General features: G+C 33.8%; 21 protein-coding genes. 2 read left to right on the top strand and 19 right to left on the bottom strand.

Translation table 11 applies throughout. The annotated features are described in order from the left end of the window. Positions 1-3 precede the first annotated feature (3 nt). The 17 genes from MKX60_RS29385 to MKX60_RS29305 all read right to left on the bottom strand — a co-directional run bounded on the left by MKX60_RS29385 (position 4) and on the right by MKX60_RS29305 (position 12745). Positions 4-633, bottom strand: a complete 630-nt coding sequence (locus MKX60_RS29385) for a hypothetical protein (protein ID WP_341061769.1) — start codon at positions 631-633, stop codon at positions 4-6. Positions 634-663: 30 nt separating this feature from the next. Next, entirely contained in the window at positions 664-1230 is a 567-nt protein-coding gene (locus MKX60_RS29380) for an AbrB/MazE/SpoVT family DNA-binding domain-containing protein (RefSeq protein WP_341061768.1), read from the bottom strand. Positions 1231-1319: 89 nt separating this feature from the next. Further along, positions 1320-1643 carry a hypothetical protein gene (locus MKX60_RS29375; protein WP_341061767.1) on the bottom strand — a complete coding sequence of 108 codons (324 nt, stop codon included), beginning with the start codon at positions 1641-1643 and terminating at the stop codon, positions 1320-1322. 20 nt (positions 1644-1663) lie between these two features. Beyond that, the gene (locus MKX60_RS29370) at positions 1664-2161 is read right to left on the bottom strand and encodes a hypothetical protein (protein ID WP_341061766.1); all 498 of its coding nucleotides are present in this window, start codon (positions 2159-2161) and stop codon (positions 1664-1666) included. Between the two features lie 14 nt (positions 2162-2175). Then, positions 2176-2556, bottom strand: coding sequence for a hypothetical protein (locus MKX60_RS29365; protein WP_076315929.1), 381 nt, complete (start codon positions 2554-2556; stop codon positions 2176-2178). 24 nt (positions 2557-2580) lie between these two features. Further along, entirely contained in the window at positions 2581-2724 is a 144-nt protein-coding gene (locus MKX60_RS29360) for a hypothetical protein (RefSeq protein ID WP_341061765.1), read from the bottom strand. Then, positions 2721-2933, bottom strand: a complete 213-nt coding sequence (locus MKX60_RS29355) for a hypothetical protein (RefSeq protein WP_076315930.1) — start codon at positions 2931-2933, stop codon at positions 2721-2723. Before MKX60_RS29355 ends, MKX60_RS29360 begins: the two co-directional genes overlap by 4 nt. 89 nt (positions 2934-3022) lie before the next feature. Further along, positions 3023-3892 (bottom strand): hypothetical protein, encoded by an 870-nt coding sequence (locus MKX60_RS29350; protein WP_341061764.1) that lies wholly within the window; start codon positions 3890-3892, stop codon positions 3023-3025. Positions 3893-3907: 15 nt separating this feature from the next. Then, positions 3908-4948, bottom strand: coding sequence for a hypothetical protein (locus MKX60_RS29345; RefSeq protein WP_341061763.1), 1041 nt, complete (start codon positions 4946-4948; stop codon positions 3908-3910). 10 nt (positions 4949-4958) lie between these two features. Continuing rightward, positions 4959-6422 (bottom strand): ATPase, T2SS/T4P/T4SS family, encoded by a 1464-nt coding sequence (locus tag MKX60_RS29340; protein ID WP_341061762.1) that lies wholly within the window; start codon positions 6420-6422, stop codon positions 4959-4961. Continuing rightward, positions 6419-7486, bottom strand: a complete 1068-nt coding sequence (locus tag MKX60_RS29335; protein WP_341061761.1) for a hypothetical protein — start codon at positions 7484-7486, stop codon at positions 6419-6421. The genes MKX60_RS29340 and MKX60_RS29335 overlap by 4 nt, the downstream gene beginning before the upstream one ends. Positions 7487-7495: 9 nt before the next feature. Continuing rightward, positions 7496-8185, bottom strand: a complete 690-nt coding sequence (locus MKX60_RS29330; protein ID WP_341061760.1) for a hypothetical protein — start codon at positions 8183-8185, stop codon at positions 7496-7498. Positions 8186-8227: 42 nt separating this feature from the next. Beyond that, positions 8228-9757 (bottom strand): hypothetical protein, encoded by a 1530-nt coding sequence (locus MKX60_RS29325; RefSeq protein WP_341061759.1) that lies wholly within the window; start codon positions 9755-9757, stop codon positions 8228-8230. 19 nt (positions 9758-9776) lie between these two features. Further along, positions 9777-10682: a replication-relaxation family protein gene (locus MKX60_RS29320; RefSeq protein WP_341061758.1), complete on the bottom strand. Its 906-nt coding sequence runs from the start codon at positions 10680-10682 to the stop codon at positions 9777-9779. A gap of 11 nt (positions 10683-10693) precedes the next feature. Continuing rightward, positions 10694-11539 carry a S1 RNA-binding domain-containing protein gene (locus MKX60_RS29315; protein ID WP_341061757.1) on the bottom strand — a complete coding sequence of 282 codons (846 nt, stop codon included), beginning with the start codon at positions 11537-11539 and terminating at the stop codon, positions 10694-10696. Continuing rightward, the gene (locus tag MKX60_RS29310; protein WP_341061756.1) at positions 11536-12021 is read right to left on the bottom strand and encodes a hypothetical protein; all 486 of its coding nucleotides are present in this window, start codon (positions 12019-12021) and stop codon (positions 11536-11538) included. Before MKX60_RS29310 ends, MKX60_RS29315 begins: the two co-directional genes overlap by 4 nt. Before the next feature lie 103 nt (positions 12022-12124). Continuing rightward, positions 12125-12745, bottom strand: a complete 621-nt coding sequence (locus tag MKX60_RS29305; RefSeq protein ID WP_341061754.1) for a hypothetical protein — start codon at positions 12743-12745, stop codon at positions 12125-12127. Positions 12746-13172: 427 nt separating this feature from the next. Here MKX60_RS29305 and MKX60_RS29300 point away from each other — a divergent pair, with 427 nt between their 5' ends. After that, positions 13173-13817: a helix-turn-helix domain-containing protein gene (locus MKX60_RS29300; protein WP_341061752.1), complete on the top strand. Its 645-nt coding sequence runs from the start codon at positions 13173-13175 to the stop codon at positions 13815-13817. A 119-nt stretch (positions 13818-13936) separates the two neighbouring features. After that, positions 13937-14272: a hypothetical protein gene (locus tag MKX60_RS29295; protein WP_256715909.1), complete on the top strand. Its 336-nt coding sequence runs from the start codon at positions 13937-13939 to the stop codon at positions 14270-14272. Positions 14273-14414: 142 nt separating this feature from the next. Here MKX60_RS29295 and MKX60_RS29290 read toward each other — a convergent pair whose 3' ends face one another. Together MKX60_RS29290 and MKX60_RS29285 are read right to left on the bottom strand one after the other, a co-directional pair. Next, complete coding sequence (locus MKX60_RS29290; protein ID WP_341061751.1) at positions 14415-16838, bottom strand: type IV secretory system conjugative DNA transfer family protein; 2424 nt, start codon at positions 16836-16838, stop codon at positions 14415-14417. A gap of 111 nt (positions 16839-16949) precedes the next feature. Then, on the bottom strand, positions 16950-17960 hold the full coding sequence (locus MKX60_RS29285) for a hypothetical protein (RefSeq protein WP_341061750.1): 1011 nt from the start codon (positions 17958-17960) through the stop codon (positions 16950-16952). Positions 17961-18163: the final 203 nt, after the last annotated feature.

Genomic DNA, 18163 nt, shown 5'->3' with positions numbered 1-18163 from the left:
TGTTTATTCCCCTTGACGTTTTACAATAAATTTTTCATCAAAACCACCACCGAAATATATGGCTATGGAAAGATCCGTAAAATCCTCTGTTGATACATACATCTGATAGGTCGATAATTTCTGACCCGGTTGTAATTTCCAATTCCACAAGGCTTCTTTACTATTTATTTCATCTGCCTTAAGTTTTGGCATAGAACCAGCAAGATTTGATCCATTCGTATTGATAATCCACTTGCTAGCTGGACTCTTCGAAGTTAGTTGAATAAGATTTTGACTGTTATTTTCAATCGTGATTTTTGTCCATACCAGATATTTCGTAGCTTGTTTAAAAACTTGTTCACGATATCCATACTTTTTAATGATTGCCTGAGCATCTTTGGATTTCACATCATAAACCATCAATTTCTCCAGAGTATAACTTAGTCCTCCAGCCGTAATCGTCACAGGAAGATCCACTTCTTTTTTCAGACCAAATTTAAACAGATTATCTCTCATAATTGGTGCTGGTGTAGCTGCAGGCTTTGTTGTAGCAGCCGGTTTAACTGCAGCTGCGCTTGTTATGGCTCCATTTCCCAAAACTGCGCTAAATAACATAGTTGTTGCCAAAATTGATTTCATCATTGTTTTATTCATTAATTACATCTCCCTTTTTTATAGTAGTTTTTAGTCATTAATTGTGATTACGAGTTCAGATAACCTCTTAACAGAAGGCAAATGTTTGATAATAGCAGCTTTGACCTCTTTTAAATTAAAACTATCAACAATATCGGTTATATCAAGAGTGTTGTTCTCGATATCACCGCGATCAACAAATTGTTCCACAGCTTTCGCTTGCAAGTAATCTTGGTACCAAGCAATTACATTCTTTGGATATCGTTTTGTATGTACCTGAATCTTTGGAAAAGAGCTTGATAGATTTTCATCGTCACTCCTATCATTGTTCAAATTTACCGAGATAGAGTAACTAACTACCCTTTCAATTTCATAGAAAAGTGATACATTTGGGTTAATCTCACTACTACCATCACAAACAAAGCATATTTCATCATTGTGATCTTTCTTGCCTTTACAAGCGGGGCAAGTAAAACGAATTCCCTTTTGAATGGTGATGACATCGCCTTGAAGAATGAAGTCAATCTTATCTCCTGTTTTGACTTTTAACTCATTCCTTATTTTTATCGGAATAACAATTTGCCCTTTGGATGATACTGTCGCAGAATAGTTTCTCACGTTTTACCTCCTTACATTTCATCTTATATATATATTGTAAGACGAATTGTAAGTTAATTAAAGAAATATTTTCAAATAAATAACTTTACTTAATTTTCTATATAAAATTTAATTTTCCATGATAAACCCAACATTATATTGAATTTTTTCTCGAAGACAGAAGATTCAAATGATCTTTTCAGTTCTATATATTGCGTCTCAATAAATTGTAAAATTTCATTTTCTGATTTATCATGATCTAGTAAATCAAGGACTTGACTAGTATTCCCCATCATTATAACGAGTCTTTTTACAACTCCCATATTATCCCTTTCTATAGACAATGCGATTTCGCTAGAGAATACCACACGCACTAAAACATCCTTTGTCATGGTCTTTGCAAAAGTGGCATCTTCTTGGCACATTATGCCCAACTGATTCAACTCCCCGCATATTATTCATTGAATTTATACTCCTGCACAGCAGGTACCTGTATAGGCTCCTGCAACTTACCAGTAGCTAACAGTTGAGGATGCTTAGTCTCAATTACTGCGATCACAGACGGTCCTTGTATGTATTTGGTGATCCCATACCGTTGATCCTCGTAGAGAAAAGGGAAGCTCACACTTGAGGATTCATCAATGACTACAAACTCTAATATATTCACTTTATCATGGAAGCGGCTCCCTTCTAGTGGAGAGAGCTCGCTGTCTAATCCAAGATTCTTCTGTAGTGTCTCTTTAAATGTGGCATATGCTTCAGTTGAATTTATAATAAGAAGTCCGTGAGAACGCTGATCTTCATTAATCTCTTGTGCTGCGTCATGTACTGCCATATTATTTGCATCCTTTAATAATGATCGATTAACATCCCATTCTTGATTTTGCACCTGAAAGAACCAAGTAAACATAAAAATTAAAAATGCGAAAGCCAGCTTAATAATATAGTCCATTTTAGTATCATCCCTTAATCGAGGTATTCACTCATAATGGATCCGTGACCATAGTAATTTAACGATGCAATGTTCGATGAGAAATTATATGGAAACAAATTTATCCGTGGAGCAGTGATGTAAACATCGAGTCTTGATTTACGATCTTGAACCGTTTCAGTCGTGCTCTTTATAGAAATTGCGGAAGCGCTGAACCCTACAGCGGTGAGATTAGCGATCACTTCACTTTTCATTGATGAAGTGACCATCCCCTCTGTTGCAGCCTTCTGAGTGATATAAGAAGTGTTTGCCTTAACCTGAAGATCCAGCAGGTAGTCAATATATGTAAAAATGGGCTGGAGCATAACAAACAGGATAAGCCACATGAATAATGCCCGGAGGATGGTCTCTTTCAACTAACAAAAACTCCTTTCTAATAGTCAATAATGCTCAACTTTTTTTGTGTAAGAGATAATATTATCTTGCCCATCACCAATCATTCCTGTTGCTGCCCCAAGATATATTGCGGCCACAACAAATGCCAAACCAAGAAAAATAGCTATACCTATAGTCTGATCTTTCATGCTGCTTGAACAGCTTCATCAGGTAGAGTAATAATCAAATTTGTTTGCTTAGCAGGGGTAACAATCATCGAGGTAGGTACAGTAGGCTTTTTACTTGTTGCATCCGTAATTAAATCACGTACAATTGGAAAAAGAAAAAGTATCAACAATCCCACACATACAAAACCTACTGCGATATAAAGCCCATGTCCCATAGTTTGATCTTTCATTATTAAATTCTCTCCTTTTAATTTGAGTTATTTTAGATCCTGCAAAAACTTTTTTTGATCCCTCCTAATCGTAATATAAATATTTATTTTTAACGGAAGAGACTAACTCCATTAAAGTTCCCTCTTAGTAACATGATATATTGCAAGGACAACACTACGATCATCAAGAATGTACTAATAGATGGGGTTACATTAATGATGCCAGCCCAGTCCCCTATCCTTGTCCATTTTTTTTGATAGTGATCACTGGAGATCTTTGAAATTGCAGTATTTTGTTTTTTTAGATATTCAATTGCCTCATTATTATCAGCCATTCCTTCTGTTGCAAGTAGGATCGAACGAACATTGGACATGAAATGATGATTCGCAGGAAACTTATCGCAAAAATATTTTATAGCTTCTTCTACACCATCATCTGTAGCCTTTTCTGCTAGTTCATTTAAATCATCTTTAAGATATTCAAATGTTGGAGCAACTTGTGCGCAAAAAGCTCCAAACTCAATATAGCCTCTATTTCTAAGTCGATTATTCTGATATTGTTTTAAAAATGAAACGATCTCCCCATCCTTATGGAGGATATTTTGCTGAAACTTCCTATTCAAAATCCATCCCAACGGTAAATATTTCATTGGACTGCTAATTAATAAAATGAGAATTGGAATTAAAAGCTCTTTATAAGACAGCGTTATTTCTCTAACATATGAACTGAGGAACATGAATAAGAAAAATATCAGGGCCGTTGCGTAACGAATAAAGTTAACATTTTGGGCTTTTACCGGATATCCAGAATTGTCTAATTTCTCTTGGAATTGATCACTCTGAAATTTCATCATTACAGCTCTAACATTGATTTGTTTGCGAAATAGATCTCGTTCGTGGCTCTTGCTAGTACTTAGAAATACCAATAATGCGAAGTACGCTATTCCAATTGTTGAAACTATAGTAAATAATTTATCCAATGTTTCTCACCTCACTTACTGGTAATCTAGTTTTGGTCTCGAAAGAAGGATACTGAATAGAAATGCTATAACAAAACTAATAACAATAATCATAAAAAATGTGACTCCAATCGGAGTTTGAAATTGTAATTTAAAATACAATCCTGGTTTTAGCATAAACATGAATGTACTGATGGATAATATAAATACAAGGAGATTTCCGTATAGACCTAGTTTAATAGCATCACTATTGTTTGCTTTTACAGTTAAAATTGTTTCTCTTTGTTGCTCCATTGAATCGTTTAATTCAAGTAATGAAAGATTGAGATTAACATTACCTTCTTTCTCAGCATCTAATAAATCGCTGATGAATATACGAGCAAAGGTCGTTGAGACAGTACTAGCGAATCTTTGAGCTTCGCCTTGCAGCATCGTTTCATTGCTATAATTTGAAAACTCATCTGCAAGTATTCTCAGAGGCCGTTTAAGTACATTGTTATCCATAAGGAAGTCTGACGTTGCATATAGAGCAGCGTCCACAGATAAGTAAGTATATTTGGCGTATATTTTCACAACATCTAATAAGTCATAACTACCTTCTGTTTGTCGTTTAGTATATTTATAGCGCATAACTATATATGGAATACTTCCTGCTAATATTGCCAATAACATCGGTAACTTCCAAACAGACTTAATTGTATCTATATTACTGGTTTGCAGATTTCCATCGAAAAATGGATCTGAACTAAACAGCGATGGGAGCTCCTGCATTGTTAATAGAGTAATAATAAATATACCGACCAGTAGAAATCCGCTTTGAAGTATGAATTTTGTTACACTAACAAAAGGTTCATACTTATCCTGAGTTAGATACAATAGATTATCTAAATGTCGATAGATAAATCGTTTATTCCTTTTAGATGCTTCATTAAAATGTTTTGCATTCTTCCTGTATTCACGTTTCTTCGCTATATAACGAAGTTGTTCATCAATGAGGGGCTTTACTAGTTTCCAGATACCCAGAACAACTAAAAAGTGAAAAAAAAGACGAATAGCATAATCGCTTATATTGTTCATAAAGTCCTCCTCACTGACTGTTGAGTACAATTTTTGCCTTTAAGCTTTCTTTCAATGGATCTTTCATTGGTTTGAGTTTAGTCAACCTTTTCAACTCTTCAAGGAACCGCTGAGTAACTTCCGGATTCTTTTTTTGCATTCTTTTGACAATACTCTCTGTAAGTTGATCATTATAAGTCCATTCATTGGTAGCTTGTTCGTAACGCATGATATCACTGGCAAATACGGAATTTTTCGCTTCATCATAGAAGACCTCTGAAATCCGGGTTAACTTTTTCTCACCTGCATCTGTAGGTTCCATAATGAAAACTATCTCACAGGATTTCATCGCAGAGATTAAATGGCCCTTCAGACTACCTCCCAAACGAGTAAATACAGCGAACGCACCTTGATATGGAATATCTTCAGAATCAACTGTATGAAAAGTGCCGATTATACCGTTGTACCCCTTTTCTCCGCTGAAAAAGTAAAATTCCCACTCATGGAATCTCATTTCTGTCATAAAGAGAATATTAGGATCATGACGAAGTGACTCAATTCCAACTTCCATTAGTTCATCATTTTCAGCCTGAATCGGAATAATACGATGTCCTTTAATTTGATAAGGCAATATTGATTCTGGATGTTTTTCAATCATGACTACCCCCATGCAAGAGGTTGATCCTTGTAATTGTTCACCTACGATTGTATTAGCAAATGTTGATTTCCCTGATCCAACAGGACCGGCTACTACAGTGTTTCTAAATAGATAACTTAGATCTCTTAGTAGGTCTATGCTTTCCGCAGGGATAGAGCTAGTACCAGCTTGTTCATCAAAATTCATATACTCTACAACTTGCCGCCGCATAGTAATAGTAGTAAAGCCATCCCAGACACGTGGAGAAACCCATATCGCTATACGGATGAATCGCCCTGGCCACAGGGGATCATCCATTTTAAACTCTGCAGAAGGCTTATCTTTATTCAATTTTGCACTTGGCGCACCCTTCATCAATGTACGCTTAAGCTGCTCTACCCGGTCTAACGAGGGCATCTTATAAGGATACTTACTAAACACGCCTTTATTATTGTAGAAGATCTGTTCACCAATGATTTGCAGCCCTGTTGAATCGCTATAGGAGCGATCAGTGATCCATTTGAAAGCTGGTCCATAGCCCTTCCATTCATGGTACAATGCTTCAGTAATGCTACTGTATGCATCCGGTATTTTTCCACCATATGGATTTTTCCGAACATATTTCTCAATCTCATTCATGAAGTACGATATAGCTTGCAAGTCTCCCATTAATGCTTTTGCATTGAGTACATAATAGTCTTCATCCTCCCGCCGCAATTCCGGAGTAATATCTTTTTTCATTTTATTTAGATATGAATAGAAGTCTTCAGTACTTGTTATGCGATTTTTCATCATTCGTTCTTTAAGAGAGAACGGTACGGTTGACGAAGAAGTTGAAATTGTCTTATCAAGAATCATGAAAAGAGTCCTTTCTTTTGCTTGTTTTCTGCCAAACCAAGAGCAATTAGAAATCCATCTACTATTTCATCAATTCGAATTGTCTCTTTCTTCCCAAGAGGTAGATTTTCTGGATAATTCGGATACTGAGGGATTTCAATTAATACTTCAGACCCTATTTGCATAGCAAGCGCTTTAGGAGTAACAACATCTGCAACATTCGACCGATTAATTATTAATGAGAACTCGTGTGGGTATATACTTAGTTGTTTTGCCAATTCCATGAATTGTTTTAAGCGATACTCGTGTCGCATATGTGTAACAATCATTCTTAAACTTGATATTTGCATACCCACATACCAAGCTGCGCTCTCTGCGATTGATCCAAAATCAGCAACAACTACATCGGCGTGTTCTTTACACCATGATAGTAAATATTCAATTTCATCCTCTTGGTAATCTAGTGCACTGAGCGTGTCATGATTACCAGGTAAGTAAAGATATCCATCTTGTTTAAGTAGTAGGTTAATATCTTCTGCTTGGAGTAACTTCCCAGTTATACGTGGGCGTAATAAATCCAAACTAATGCTTGTTTGACGTTCATTTCCCGGATCATAGAGATCAAGACCGAGCAGTATAACTTTTTTTCCTTTGGCTGCGATTCTTTTTGAGAAAATTTTGGCGTTACTAGTACAACCCACTCCCGGAGCTGATCCAAAGAAACCTATTAGATTTCCATTTAAATCATTATCTTCTTCTAGAATGTATTTAATTTTTTCGATTAAATTAGCAGTTGTTGCTCGTGGTGGTACAAAATAAACTCCATTCAGTTCACAGATAGCATGAATTGCTTGATAACCTCTTACTCCCTTTTTTAAATACCAGTAAATTACTTCTGCTTCCTTATTTTCGCTCTCGATAGTTGAGAGGTTTTGAATATCAACTACTTCGCTAGTAAGTATTAATATGTTATCTTGTAGTTGTTCTGAAGATGGTATTATGTTTTGTGGAATCACTGTATAGCCTATGTTTCGTAACGTGTTAACCGTTATTTGATCTAACCCGTTTGTGAATATCGTTTTCATTTTCTCCTCCTACTCAACTCTGACAATCCAAAGTTTATCTCCTTGTTCAAGATATTGTTTAAGTTGCTTTGCGTCCTCGTTAGGTATTTTAAGTTCAGGTACCGAAACCTTGCCAGTTGATGTTGTACGGTTTGTGATATTACCGTTTTCAGTGTCTTTAACATCATTATTGTCCTCAGTTCTTACATAATTTACTGTGACTGCTGTTAGAAAAGCTGAATCTACACTTGGAACATCTATTGCATCAGAAGATGCGCTCTTTTGTTCTTTCGTACGATCCTTCACTAGGTAAATGTCTACTTTATCTCGACTTCGCAACGAGCCGTTAATTGCGTAAATTGCTTCTTTTGGTATTGGATAGATCCCTTCATTTGGACCTGGCTCCAAATCATCTACATCAACCAAAGATTCAGTTAATATAACTCCATCTGTTAAATTCACGTTGAGTATCTTATTTTCAACATCTTTGATGCTATGTATTGCATTTATAGGTACATCTTTTGTTTGGACAGCTTCAAGATAGAGATCTTTTGTAGATAGTTCATAATTTTTAGGGAGATACCCTCCAGAAGCGACCTTCACTTTAACGACTTTCTGAGAGAGCACATAAGGTTTTATGTATAGGTCATATCCAAAAAGCCCTCCAAATCCAATTAATAAAACTAAAATTGAAAAAAAATAATGCAACTTAAATTTCAAATGAAAAACCTCCTAAAGTATTAGGTAATTTAAAACGAATGATTAAAAAAAATAAAACCTCTTTTTCTTTTTGCTAGAAGGAATAACTGAACTCAAAATCTCAGGAACAATAGATATCGTATCGTCTTCTAGATCTAAGGGATCAGGTAGAAAGTTGTTTTGATAAAACTGAAGCTGAAGATTTCTTTTTTCTCTACTAGTAAATGAGTCTGTAAATTTCTTATATCTCTTGTCATCTGTAAAATTCACCAACACATTAAATGGCTTGTTCCAGGAATTGTTTAATAGTTTATCAACTAGGTTAACTAAGAACTGAAAGTCCCATATTGCTGGAAAGGTACTGATTATTGAGATATTTGCTCTGAAGAATTCTTTGAAAAAACGGCCTTCTTTGCTTTTCCTTCCTTGATTCGTAACTATCTGACCTAAATCAACAACAACATATTGGTACTCTGCATTCAAAATTTTTATGTACTTCTCATAGTTAGCTGCTGGATAAAAATCAATTCCTTCTGAATGAAAACCATCGTCCATTTTTTTAGACTTTTTTGTTCCATCATCTAGAAATTTAAATACCGATGGATTCACGTTAATGTCTAGTAACTCAACACATGCTACTTCAAAGGAGTCTCCGCTTAAATAACGTGCAATCTGTATTGCATTATGTGATGATCCTGCTCTACGGTTAGTGCTTGCTACAGCAATTAGAACAGTTCCAATTATCTTTTCATTTATAATGACTCTATCTTTATAAATAATCTGATTTTCATGTTTAGGAAGACTAGGAAGTTTGGGATAACGTTTCTTCGTTTGATTTCTTCTTGATAAAACCACTTCTTCTTCACTCTGTTTATCTTCACTTACTTTTAATTGTGGGGAGTCTTCTTGATCTGTTTCATCTGAGGATTCTTGGTGTGATTCGACATAAGTTTTCTCAATATATTCATCTTTTTTTTCGAACTCTTCATTAAATAAGTCCTTACTTTCAATGGGTGAATATGAATTTACATAATGCTTTTCTGTATTTTCGGTTAAAGAATTTTCCAAAGGAGATTCTTTATCAACTATCTCCAATCCGAACTGTATAGTTAGCTCAGGTTGTTCAATCTTGATTTCTACATCTGTATCGTCTGTATCGTCACTTACATACTCACTTTTATTACTAGAATGCATTTGAGGATAAGACTCAGCTCTTGTTTGCAGTTCTTTAATTAAACGTGATTGTTCTAATCTTTTCTTCATTAGCCCAAAGTCCAGATCATTCCATGAAATGCAAACTACATTTCTGTCCTTTAAGTTTTGAATAAATGCATCTTCTTCACGAAAGTAAATTAGCATTATCGTTATAAATGGATCTTGAATTTCAACTTGATTAAGTATCTTGAAAAATGAATTTTCAGATTCTATTGCATATTCTGTCGCGATTATGATCTCAGCTTCTGAAGTACTCCACTGTTGTATAAAAAACTCAAAATCATCTATTTTCCTTACAAAGCGTCCATAATCAGAAAGTTCTTTTTTAACCCACTGTGCAAAATCTTCATCATCCGATACTAAGAATAGACGATGCAACTGATCACCTCATTTTTCATCATCTAAGGTCGTAATAATTCTTTTCTCCGTTTTTAAAAACAAAAAAACTATTTGTTAATCCATCGTCTACACATTCTTCTAATTCTTGATCAGTTATAAACCATGTGTAGTCACTGGTTCCCTCTTGTTCGCATATTTTACTAGCTAATTCCGCCTTTTCATCGGATGACACAAGCACAACAAGAGTTGATCTTATCCCGTTTGCATCAAAGTACTCCTTACAAAATTTCGCTTGGTAGCGAATGGTTTTAAGCCAGTTTTCTTCTTCACGATGGCAAAGTAAATGAAAATCAAGCTTTTTCCCTTTTGGTGTTTCCAAAATGAAGTGAGCAGTTGGTACTACCTGATCCTCTTTATGCTTTAAAACTGGATGAAATTCAAAATGTATAACATTAAAAGATTTTCTAAGTAATATGAAGAATTCGTTAGTAATAATATATTTGTGTCGGAACAACATAGAGACTTCCTTTGGTCTTCGAGGATCTCTATTCCCTAAAAATGCTCCATATCTAAACTTCAGAATGTCAGCTGCACTTGAACCCATCTCATAAATTGTTGGACGATTTTGAAGTGGATTACAGTAGGTTTTCCATTGAATCCTTCTCAGCAATCCTAATTTCATTAATTTTTTCAATCTATTTCGAACCGTAGTATTATCGCCACCTGAAAAGAACAACCGAGTCAATTGAGACAATGTAATCCAGCGATGTACCGCAAGAAATCGAATGATTTCTATATCTCTATCTGTGATCCACCCGTCTTTTATCTTTCCGTTAATATAAAAAAATTCATGCCTAGTGAGTGGATCCAAAGAAACTACGAAAGCAAAGGGATCATCCCAAGTAGGATGCATTCTAATCCCTGGTTGATTCGCAATTATTAGAGGAGATACTTGGGATTCCATATAATCTCCTCCTAATATAAGTGATGTGGGAATTTAATTATTTTACTTCGAATTCTTTTGCCGCCCGCTTGAACATTTTTAATCATGACTGAAACGGTCATACCCACTAAATCCCCATGACTTGGGACGCGGTTCGGAAACCAAGCCAGACTTTCAATACCAGGTGCTAATTTCACAAAAATTCCTATATTCTCTACAACACTAGTTATCACACCGGTGTGGAAATCATTAATTCTGAAATTTTCATGAACACGAGTCCAAGGATCTTCCATCAGTTCTTTTCGCGATACAATAACACGTTTTTTTTCATGGTCGATCTCTTTTATTTTCACTGTAATCTCACTACCAAGTGGAATTACGTTGCGCGCAGAAGGCGTCCAGTCATATTCATAGTCTCTGATCGGGAGTACACATGAAACTCCTTTGATCATTACATAAAACCGTTCTTCCTCGAATCCGGATACAACTGCAGGACATACATGATTCACTTCAGCATTTTCCCAAAAATCCTCTTGCAGTTCTTCAAGAGCTTGTACTCGTGAAAGTAATACTATTCCTTTTTCCTCATCAAATACATTTACAATCTTAGGATCAAGACCCTGTTTTGTAACATCTAAAACCATGTAGTCAATTTTGTGATCCAAAAAACCAACAAGAGATCGAAATTTATGTTTATCGAACTGATTTTCGTGAATCATACCCTTAAGACCATTCTTCAGTTCAATGATTGCACATTGCATAGACTCACCAAATGGACTATGCGTTTCAATACTCTTTACAACTCCTTGATGGATCATCTTTCGACGGAGCGAGGTTTTGTATTCAAGCATATTGTTTCCTAAGATTGACATATTCATATAATCAACTCTCCTTTATTTTTCAGATATAGAATATATTGATTTATTTTTTCGAGTTTATAGCCTATTAATTCTAGATGTTTGAAGCTCCTTGAAATCACTTTTAACGTCTTCCGTTTAAAGCAGCTTTCAATTTTGGATTGTTCAATTTCAGTATTCCAAATTAATATGTAATAACCGTTCTGACTAATTTGTAATGAGCTATCTTCAACCTCAACAAGGATTTCTTCTTTTCTTTTCTTATCGAGATCATCTTTCTGTATTTCCATATCTTCAAGCAGCTTACTTACCGTTTTGTTTGAATTCGCCCAAATTTTTAATAGCTTAGGTTTTGTTTCCTTCATATGATTGATAATTACAAACAGCGGTACTGTTTCGTAAATAAATAGGCATTGGTTATAAAAAGATTCTATATTTTCGACACTGCACGACGGATGAGTTAAGACAAAATCTAGTTCTTTAATAAAATTGTCATGAGGCAAACTAATGCTCCCTTCTACTTCTGAATCACTTTTACATCTATATATAATACTATCTAATTAATATATTAGTATATTACTATATATATTAAAAAAATAGAAGACACTATTTTATACGTTGTAAGTGACTTCTATTTTTATTGTTTGTATTTAGTATTGGAGTTAACCCCCAATCTTTATGTATTATCTGAAAAAGTCTTTTACCATACCGATCTGTTGTTAAATGAAATAAGTATAGATAGTTCTCATACTCAATAGTGTAGTCCTCATTGATTGCTCCCTCTTTTTTGATTTCTTCAACTGCAAAAGCCAAGATTTCTTTTGAAAACATTATTGATGCTTGTACTTCTAATTCAGGGTGATCATAAATATTTGTTAATCCTTTCGTTATATATTTTACTGGATCTTCATTAAATGGATTATTAATCGTTATAATTTTCACGAAATCATTTATTGGTGCAAAGACTAAAGTTGCTAAATTACCCTTCCCTAATTCTAGGTTGAATAGTCTTCCATTATGACTCCAGGTGCCGTTAATGTCGAATTCAACTCTAAAGATTCGATCAATTATTGAGAAAAATAATTCTTCATAATTTTCAATATATTCATTAAGTATTATGTCTGGATATCCATAATTAAAAAGCCCATATGTTCGAACTTTGATAAATCTACCTTCTAAATCAGTTGTTAATATAGGTTTAATTGATGGATCGTAAAATTGATACATTTTATCACCTCTCTAAATTTGAGAAATGCATACATCTAATAAGAATTAATTAGTATATCATAATAATTGAATTATTATGATATACTAATTCGATTGTAATACTTTCCTGTATTTATTCAAGATTTAATTTGTATGTTTTTGATTAAAGGACGCATTCTACCTATTTTTCTTCATCCCCTCATCAAATCATTCTTTAACCAATAACTAAAAAAACCGTTTTGTTCTAATTGATATTAATTTTCCCTTATAATGATACACTTCGTATCTTTTAAAAAAAATTACAAACGTGTAAAATTACTCTTATGTTTAGATTGATATTTCATTTCTTTTTTTGTTACGCCATTATTAAATGGTTATTTAATCCATAAATTCTTGCACTAAATATTGTACATTAGAAGATTATTACATAAGGAGAATTATATTGTATATGGATGAAACTATTGGGGGATATTTAGAAAAGTTAAGACATTCATGCGGATACAGCCTAAGGCTTGCTGCAAAAAAAACTTCATTAAGTCATGGCTATATTCGAGATGTAGAGCTTGGAAGAAAGAATTTCTCTAATTTTGAAATCATCCCTAAACCTGATACATTAAAAAAGTTCGCACTAGGATATAGGGTATCATTCAATGAATTAATGAGGATAGCTGGTCACATAGTCTCAAATCCAACAAATGAATTTGAATTTATAGATCTTGATTTAAATAAAGTTCTGTTTATTCGGATAGACATCAATGATACTGTTACATATCACTCTTCTACACAAACCTTTTTTGAATCTAAATCTTTATTTGAATTCTCTTTGTTTGAACATTCATTAGAAAAAAATGGTTATTTGCGTATTAAAAGTGGCTGGTATGTTAATCTTAAAATGGTAAAGAGATATGATGAAACTACTGGAGAACTGTCATTTTTTGAGGATTTTGAAGATAATAACATCAAGATCCCTAAAATTCTCGCAATCTCAATCCAAAATGAAATTTCAAAAGCAACTAAGATAAACAATGTCCAGAATCTAGACTATTCATATAAACCCTTTATTCGAACTATTCGCAATTTAATTATTCGTTAAGTACATCTATTGCCTTCATATTTCTTGTTCTTCAATTAAATTCTAGAGATATATTTGTGTCTTATGTGTTAATATATATATATACTGATTAATCATATAATATAGGTGGTGATACTCTCGTGTATAATACGGAACATAATACGACTATCGACTTCGAGCTTGACTCTCCACTTGAAGACTATTTGAGTCGTATGATTGCGCAAATACCAAATGCTTCAAGATTAGTAATGCAAACGCTGGCCAACAAAAGCTTTAATAAAGAGGATTTATCACTCCAAGCAAAAGTTAGACGTGGTGATTTGAACACTGCTCTTAACTGGATTGAATCTCTTGGTCTCGTGGGATACTCAACTAGTGGCCGACAAAAACTGTACCAATTAACACCTCTTGGTGTAAAAGCATATAATAAGTTCAATGACTTGTTTACAACATTAAAAGAGGAAACTAGAGATTAGCAAAACGGAGTAATACTCCGCTTTGCTTTTTTTATTCTAGTAAACATTAATTAACTCTTAAGATCCAATCAGTAGTTAACATATAGATATTAAGAAAATATCCTCTAATGTATTTTCAGATTATACTTTTTTAGGTTATTATTTATTGTTTATTCCTAGCCTCTTCAGAGATCTTTCTAATTTTCTGTGCTACTAGCAAAGTTTTGTCATCGATACCAGCTGGTTTATATGTCACATTTAGTTTAGTAGTTTCAACTCCCATTTCTTCACTCGTTGAATCAGTAACATCTTCTTCACTATCCCATAAAGGATTTCTAATTACATTTTTCTCCGTCATCTCTGTGCCATCAATATTTAAGGTATCATTTATTTTCACACTTTCACTTTCATTTTCATCCCTTCTCTTATCACTTGCCTTCTTTTTAAGTTTTTCTAAAATAATCTGTTGTTCATTTTCTACATTTGACGTTTCATTATCATGCAAATCCTCAAAATCATCACTTGAGTAAAGTTCTTCATCTACCAAATTATTATCATCCTCGATCTTTTCAGAAACTAAAGGGCTAAATAATACCCTAGGAAGTGGTTTAAATAATCCCTTAACCGGTTCTAACCGTACATTGTTATGTACCTGACGGAAGAGACACTCGCCTGATTCACCTGTTTCTGGATTATATCCTTTTAGGTGTAATATTTCAGACGGTAGTACTTTAAACCGCTTTTCCTCCTTTATTTGTGTTTTAAACCCTGTTGTAGACATCTCATCAGTCCCACTACTCTGTCCTATCTCATAAAATTCACCAATCATACTAGCGTAATAATCCGCATCTTCATTCTCTAATCCTGCTAGAAGATATTTCTGCACTGCATTTTGTTTTACCATTGCACCTAATCTTTTGCTTACATCATTTAACTGTTCATTTCCTTGATGAATTACTCGAACAAAAACTTCGAATTCTCTTGCCATTTCTAAGAATGTTGAGAATTCTTCGTCGGCAAACATTTCAATCTCATCGATCGTTATTTGATGTGGTCGAATTTCACCTTTAATATCACGTCTGAAGGTACTTGCTCTTACGAGATTTATAAACAAACGCCCAACCGTATATGTCAAAGTTTGTAAGGTTCCATAAGCTCCATTAACCAAAATTATCTCACCGTTTTTTATTGAATCATCAATATTAAAAGTAGACGGTCCACAAAGAATTTTTTGTATATGCCTATTACTAGTTAACATCGTAAGATAATCATAAAGATTTGAGTTGGTTTTTTCTGTGTATTCTCTAGTCTTTTCGTTAGCAGCCATGTTACGAGTGTATTCTCTTAATAAGCCTACTTGTTTCTCAAAACCCTTTTCAATAATTACAGATAAGACCTCTGCTCTATAATCATCATTCATAGGTTGTACTAAACGGTCTAATTCATTGTATCCACAATTATTACCATAAGCTAACTTAAGCGCTTTTATACAAACCCTCATTAGATTAGTTGATCTATTTTTGAAAAATATATCAGCATCTGGTCCGAGATAACCATGAAAAGCTGATACATTTGCTTCTATCATTGGTTCGATATCTTCTCCTTCTGGAACAAAGAGAGGATTCAGACAATCTGTAGTCTCGCATTGTGGGTCTAACCTACGAAATGGTCTTCCAACACGTGTCAAAAAGTGTGCTAGACGATTGATAAGAGATCCCTTTGGTTCAATAATCGTACTACCAATATAATCATTCAACAAATCTTGTACGATTAAATTTGTTGCTAATACCGTTTTACCAGCGCCAGTTCCCCCTAATATTTGCTCATGTTGTGCTCGATCATTCCTATTAAGGGACATCTGCTGACTTTGGCGCTCTTTCGTAGGAATTGTATGAAATAAATCTAAACGACATTCTTCAGAATAATATCTAAAGTGAGATAGACAACCTTCTTTATTCAGACCTATTCCGTCAAATTCATATAATTCTTCTTCTGAAATACTGTCTTTCCTCTTCACCATGTTCAAAACTGATTTATTCCTGTTATTTTTGGAGGAGCTTATTTCAGATTGTTCAACAGCAGCTGTTAATTTATGAAAAGTTGTTGATTTCACATTAAAATGCAATGTGTAATACAAAGTAAAAGTAATTACAGCAATAAAAATCACTACAGTGATTATCAGTCCCATTGTATAGGGGAGAAATCTCATTATTATTTGTCCTAAAGCCAGGCTGCTTAATCCATTGAGGAATGTTTGAATAATTGGTTTGGAGTAATTATTCTTAAATAAAATTGGACACGAGTAAATGATATGTCCCAAGAAACATGGGATTAAAAGTGGGATTGCTCTGTAAAATACGGGATCCGATAGCCCATAAAATTGATCTTGGTACTTACCGATTAACCAAAAGAAGTTTATCATGAAGAATCCAAGTAATAAAAACGCCTGGATATTCCATAATGTATTTTTGTTCGCAGGATCCATACTGAATCTTCTTATCTCAATGTAAACATTTTTGAATATAAAACCAAACATATGACCAAACGCTGATAATATCCCTCCGAGGATCATTCCAAAAAACTTCAATATATATTCCCCCTTTATTAGTATATATAATACATAAATATAATATTAATATATATAATAAAAAACAGCATCTTTCCAATTACTCAACTTGAGAATGGATAGATGCTATTTTTAGTTAGAGAAGAACCGGCTCAGCAAGCCTTTTTTTGCTTTTTCTTTTGAAAGTGTAGATAGCCACATTCTAATATCAAAACTCATGTCTGGATTTTGGTCTGATAGTCTCGATAATTGATTCTTTATAGTATCTCTTTCGTTATCACTATTCGATACTGAGTATTTTTCAATTAAATCGGCAATAGTTCCTTTAACTTTTTGCACATGTAATTCTCGTTCATCTTGCTTAAATCTCGTGATTTTTTCATCTGCAGCGGTTTTATACATATTTATTGAGTACGATTGCTTTGGATATAATTCCAAAAGAGAGTCGAACTCTTTAAAAAGCTCTTCTTTAATAGGTACAGACTCGTTACCGTATGCAATTTTGTCAAATAGTTTGATTATCTTTTCATGCACTTCATCATCACTTGATGATTCTTTCAATAATTTATCAGTAGTAACTTGAACTCTTCTATCTATTTCTTTAAAAAACTCATCTGACTCGATCATATCTAGAAACTTCTCAAATCTCTTCATTTTCTGCATCATTTGAAACATTTGATCACTACTCGTTGGTTCTTCAGACTTATTAGTCGTAGTTGTGGGTTTCCCCCCACTATAGATAATTTCTTTTAATTGTGGGACCGTATATTCGGATCCTTCACCTGTAAGACCTATAATCATTTTCATCTTAAACACAGATATATAATTATGCTTAAAGGTTTTACTACTACCTTCTCCCATAGAAATGGGATTGATATAATCTAACAGTTCTCGTCGTCTGTTATTAATCATATAAGTTTGAGTTTCACAAATAGTTGCCACTTGATTGGATACATAGAGTGCATCCTTATCCATACTTAAGATATTATCTGTGAACAATTTATCTAACCACGATCGTCTTTTATAAATTTCATAGAGAACTGATACATTATCAAATGTTTCAATTAATAGCTCTCTCATTTCTTCTTTGCTGGCTTCTTCTACTTCTTCCTTTGTCCGGATATCACTAAATTCGTACTCCATTCACACAACACTCCTTCCCCAAATTCTCATAACTACATTTTACAATATCCATTAACAAATAAATAGTAAAATCCAATAGATTTCAAAGTAAATTAGTATGTTTCAATTCACGCTTACTCAGACTAATTCGAATTAATTTGTATTAATTCGAATTAGTAAAGCCCCGAATTAATCTGAATTAGTGTCATAATTCAGCTATTTTT

Source organism: Paenibacillus sp. FSL R5-0914 (assembly GCF_038004525.1).
Lineage (GTDB): Bacteria > Bacillota > Bacilli > Paenibacillales > Paenibacillaceae > Paenibacillus_AQ.
The sequence above is the reverse complement of the archived record's forward strand: the minus strand, read 5'-3'. Positions and strand labels throughout refer to the sequence as shown.

Bases quoted from the DNA above. Each gene is read 5' to 3' on its own strand.
- MKX60_RS29385 (WP_341061769.1), bottom strand. From the start codon at position 633: ATGAATAAAACAATGATGAAATCAATTTTGGCAACAACTATGTTATTT.
- MKX60_RS29370 (WP_341061766.1), bottom strand. From the start codon at position 2,161: ATGGACTATATTATTAAGCTGGCTTTCGCATTTTTAATTTTTATGTTT.
- MKX60_RS29360 (WP_341061765.1), bottom strand. From the start codon at position 2,724: ATGAAAGATCAGACTATAGGTATAGCTATTTTTCTTGGTTTGGCATTT.
- MKX60_RS29355 (WP_076315930.1), bottom strand. From the start codon at position 2,933: ATGAAAGATCAAACTATGGGACATGGGCTTTATATCGCAGTAGGTTTT.
- MKX60_RS29345 (WP_341061763.1), bottom strand. From the start codon at position 4,948: ATGAACAATATAAGCGATTATGCTATTCGTCTTTTTTTTCACTTTTTA.
- MKX60_RS29340 (WP_341061762.1), bottom strand. From the start codon at position 6,422: ATGATTCTTGATAAGACAATTTCAACTTCTTCGTCAACCGTACCGTTC.
- MKX60_RS29335 (WP_341061761.1), bottom strand. From the start codon at position 7,486: ATGAAAACGATATTCACAAACGGGTTAGATCAAATAACGGTTAACACG.
- MKX60_RS29320 (WP_341061758.1), bottom strand. From the start codon at position 10,682: ATGGAATCCCAAGTATCTCCTCTAATAATTGCGAATCAACCAGGGATT.
- MKX60_RS29315 (WP_341061757.1), bottom strand. From the start codon at position 11,539: ATGAATATGTCAATCTTAGGAAACAATATGCTTGAATACAAAACCTCG.
- MKX60_RS29305 (WP_341061754.1), bottom strand. From the start codon at position 12,745: ATGTATCAATTTTACGATCCATCAATTAAACCTATATTAACAACTGAT.
- MKX60_RS29300 (WP_341061752.1), top strand. From the start codon at position 13,173: ATGGATGAAACTATTGGGGGATATTTAGAAAAGTTAAGACATTCATGC.
- MKX60_RS29285 (WP_341061750.1), bottom strand. From the start codon at position 17,960: ATGGAGTACGAATTTAGTGATATCCGGACAAAGGAAGAAGTAGAAGAA.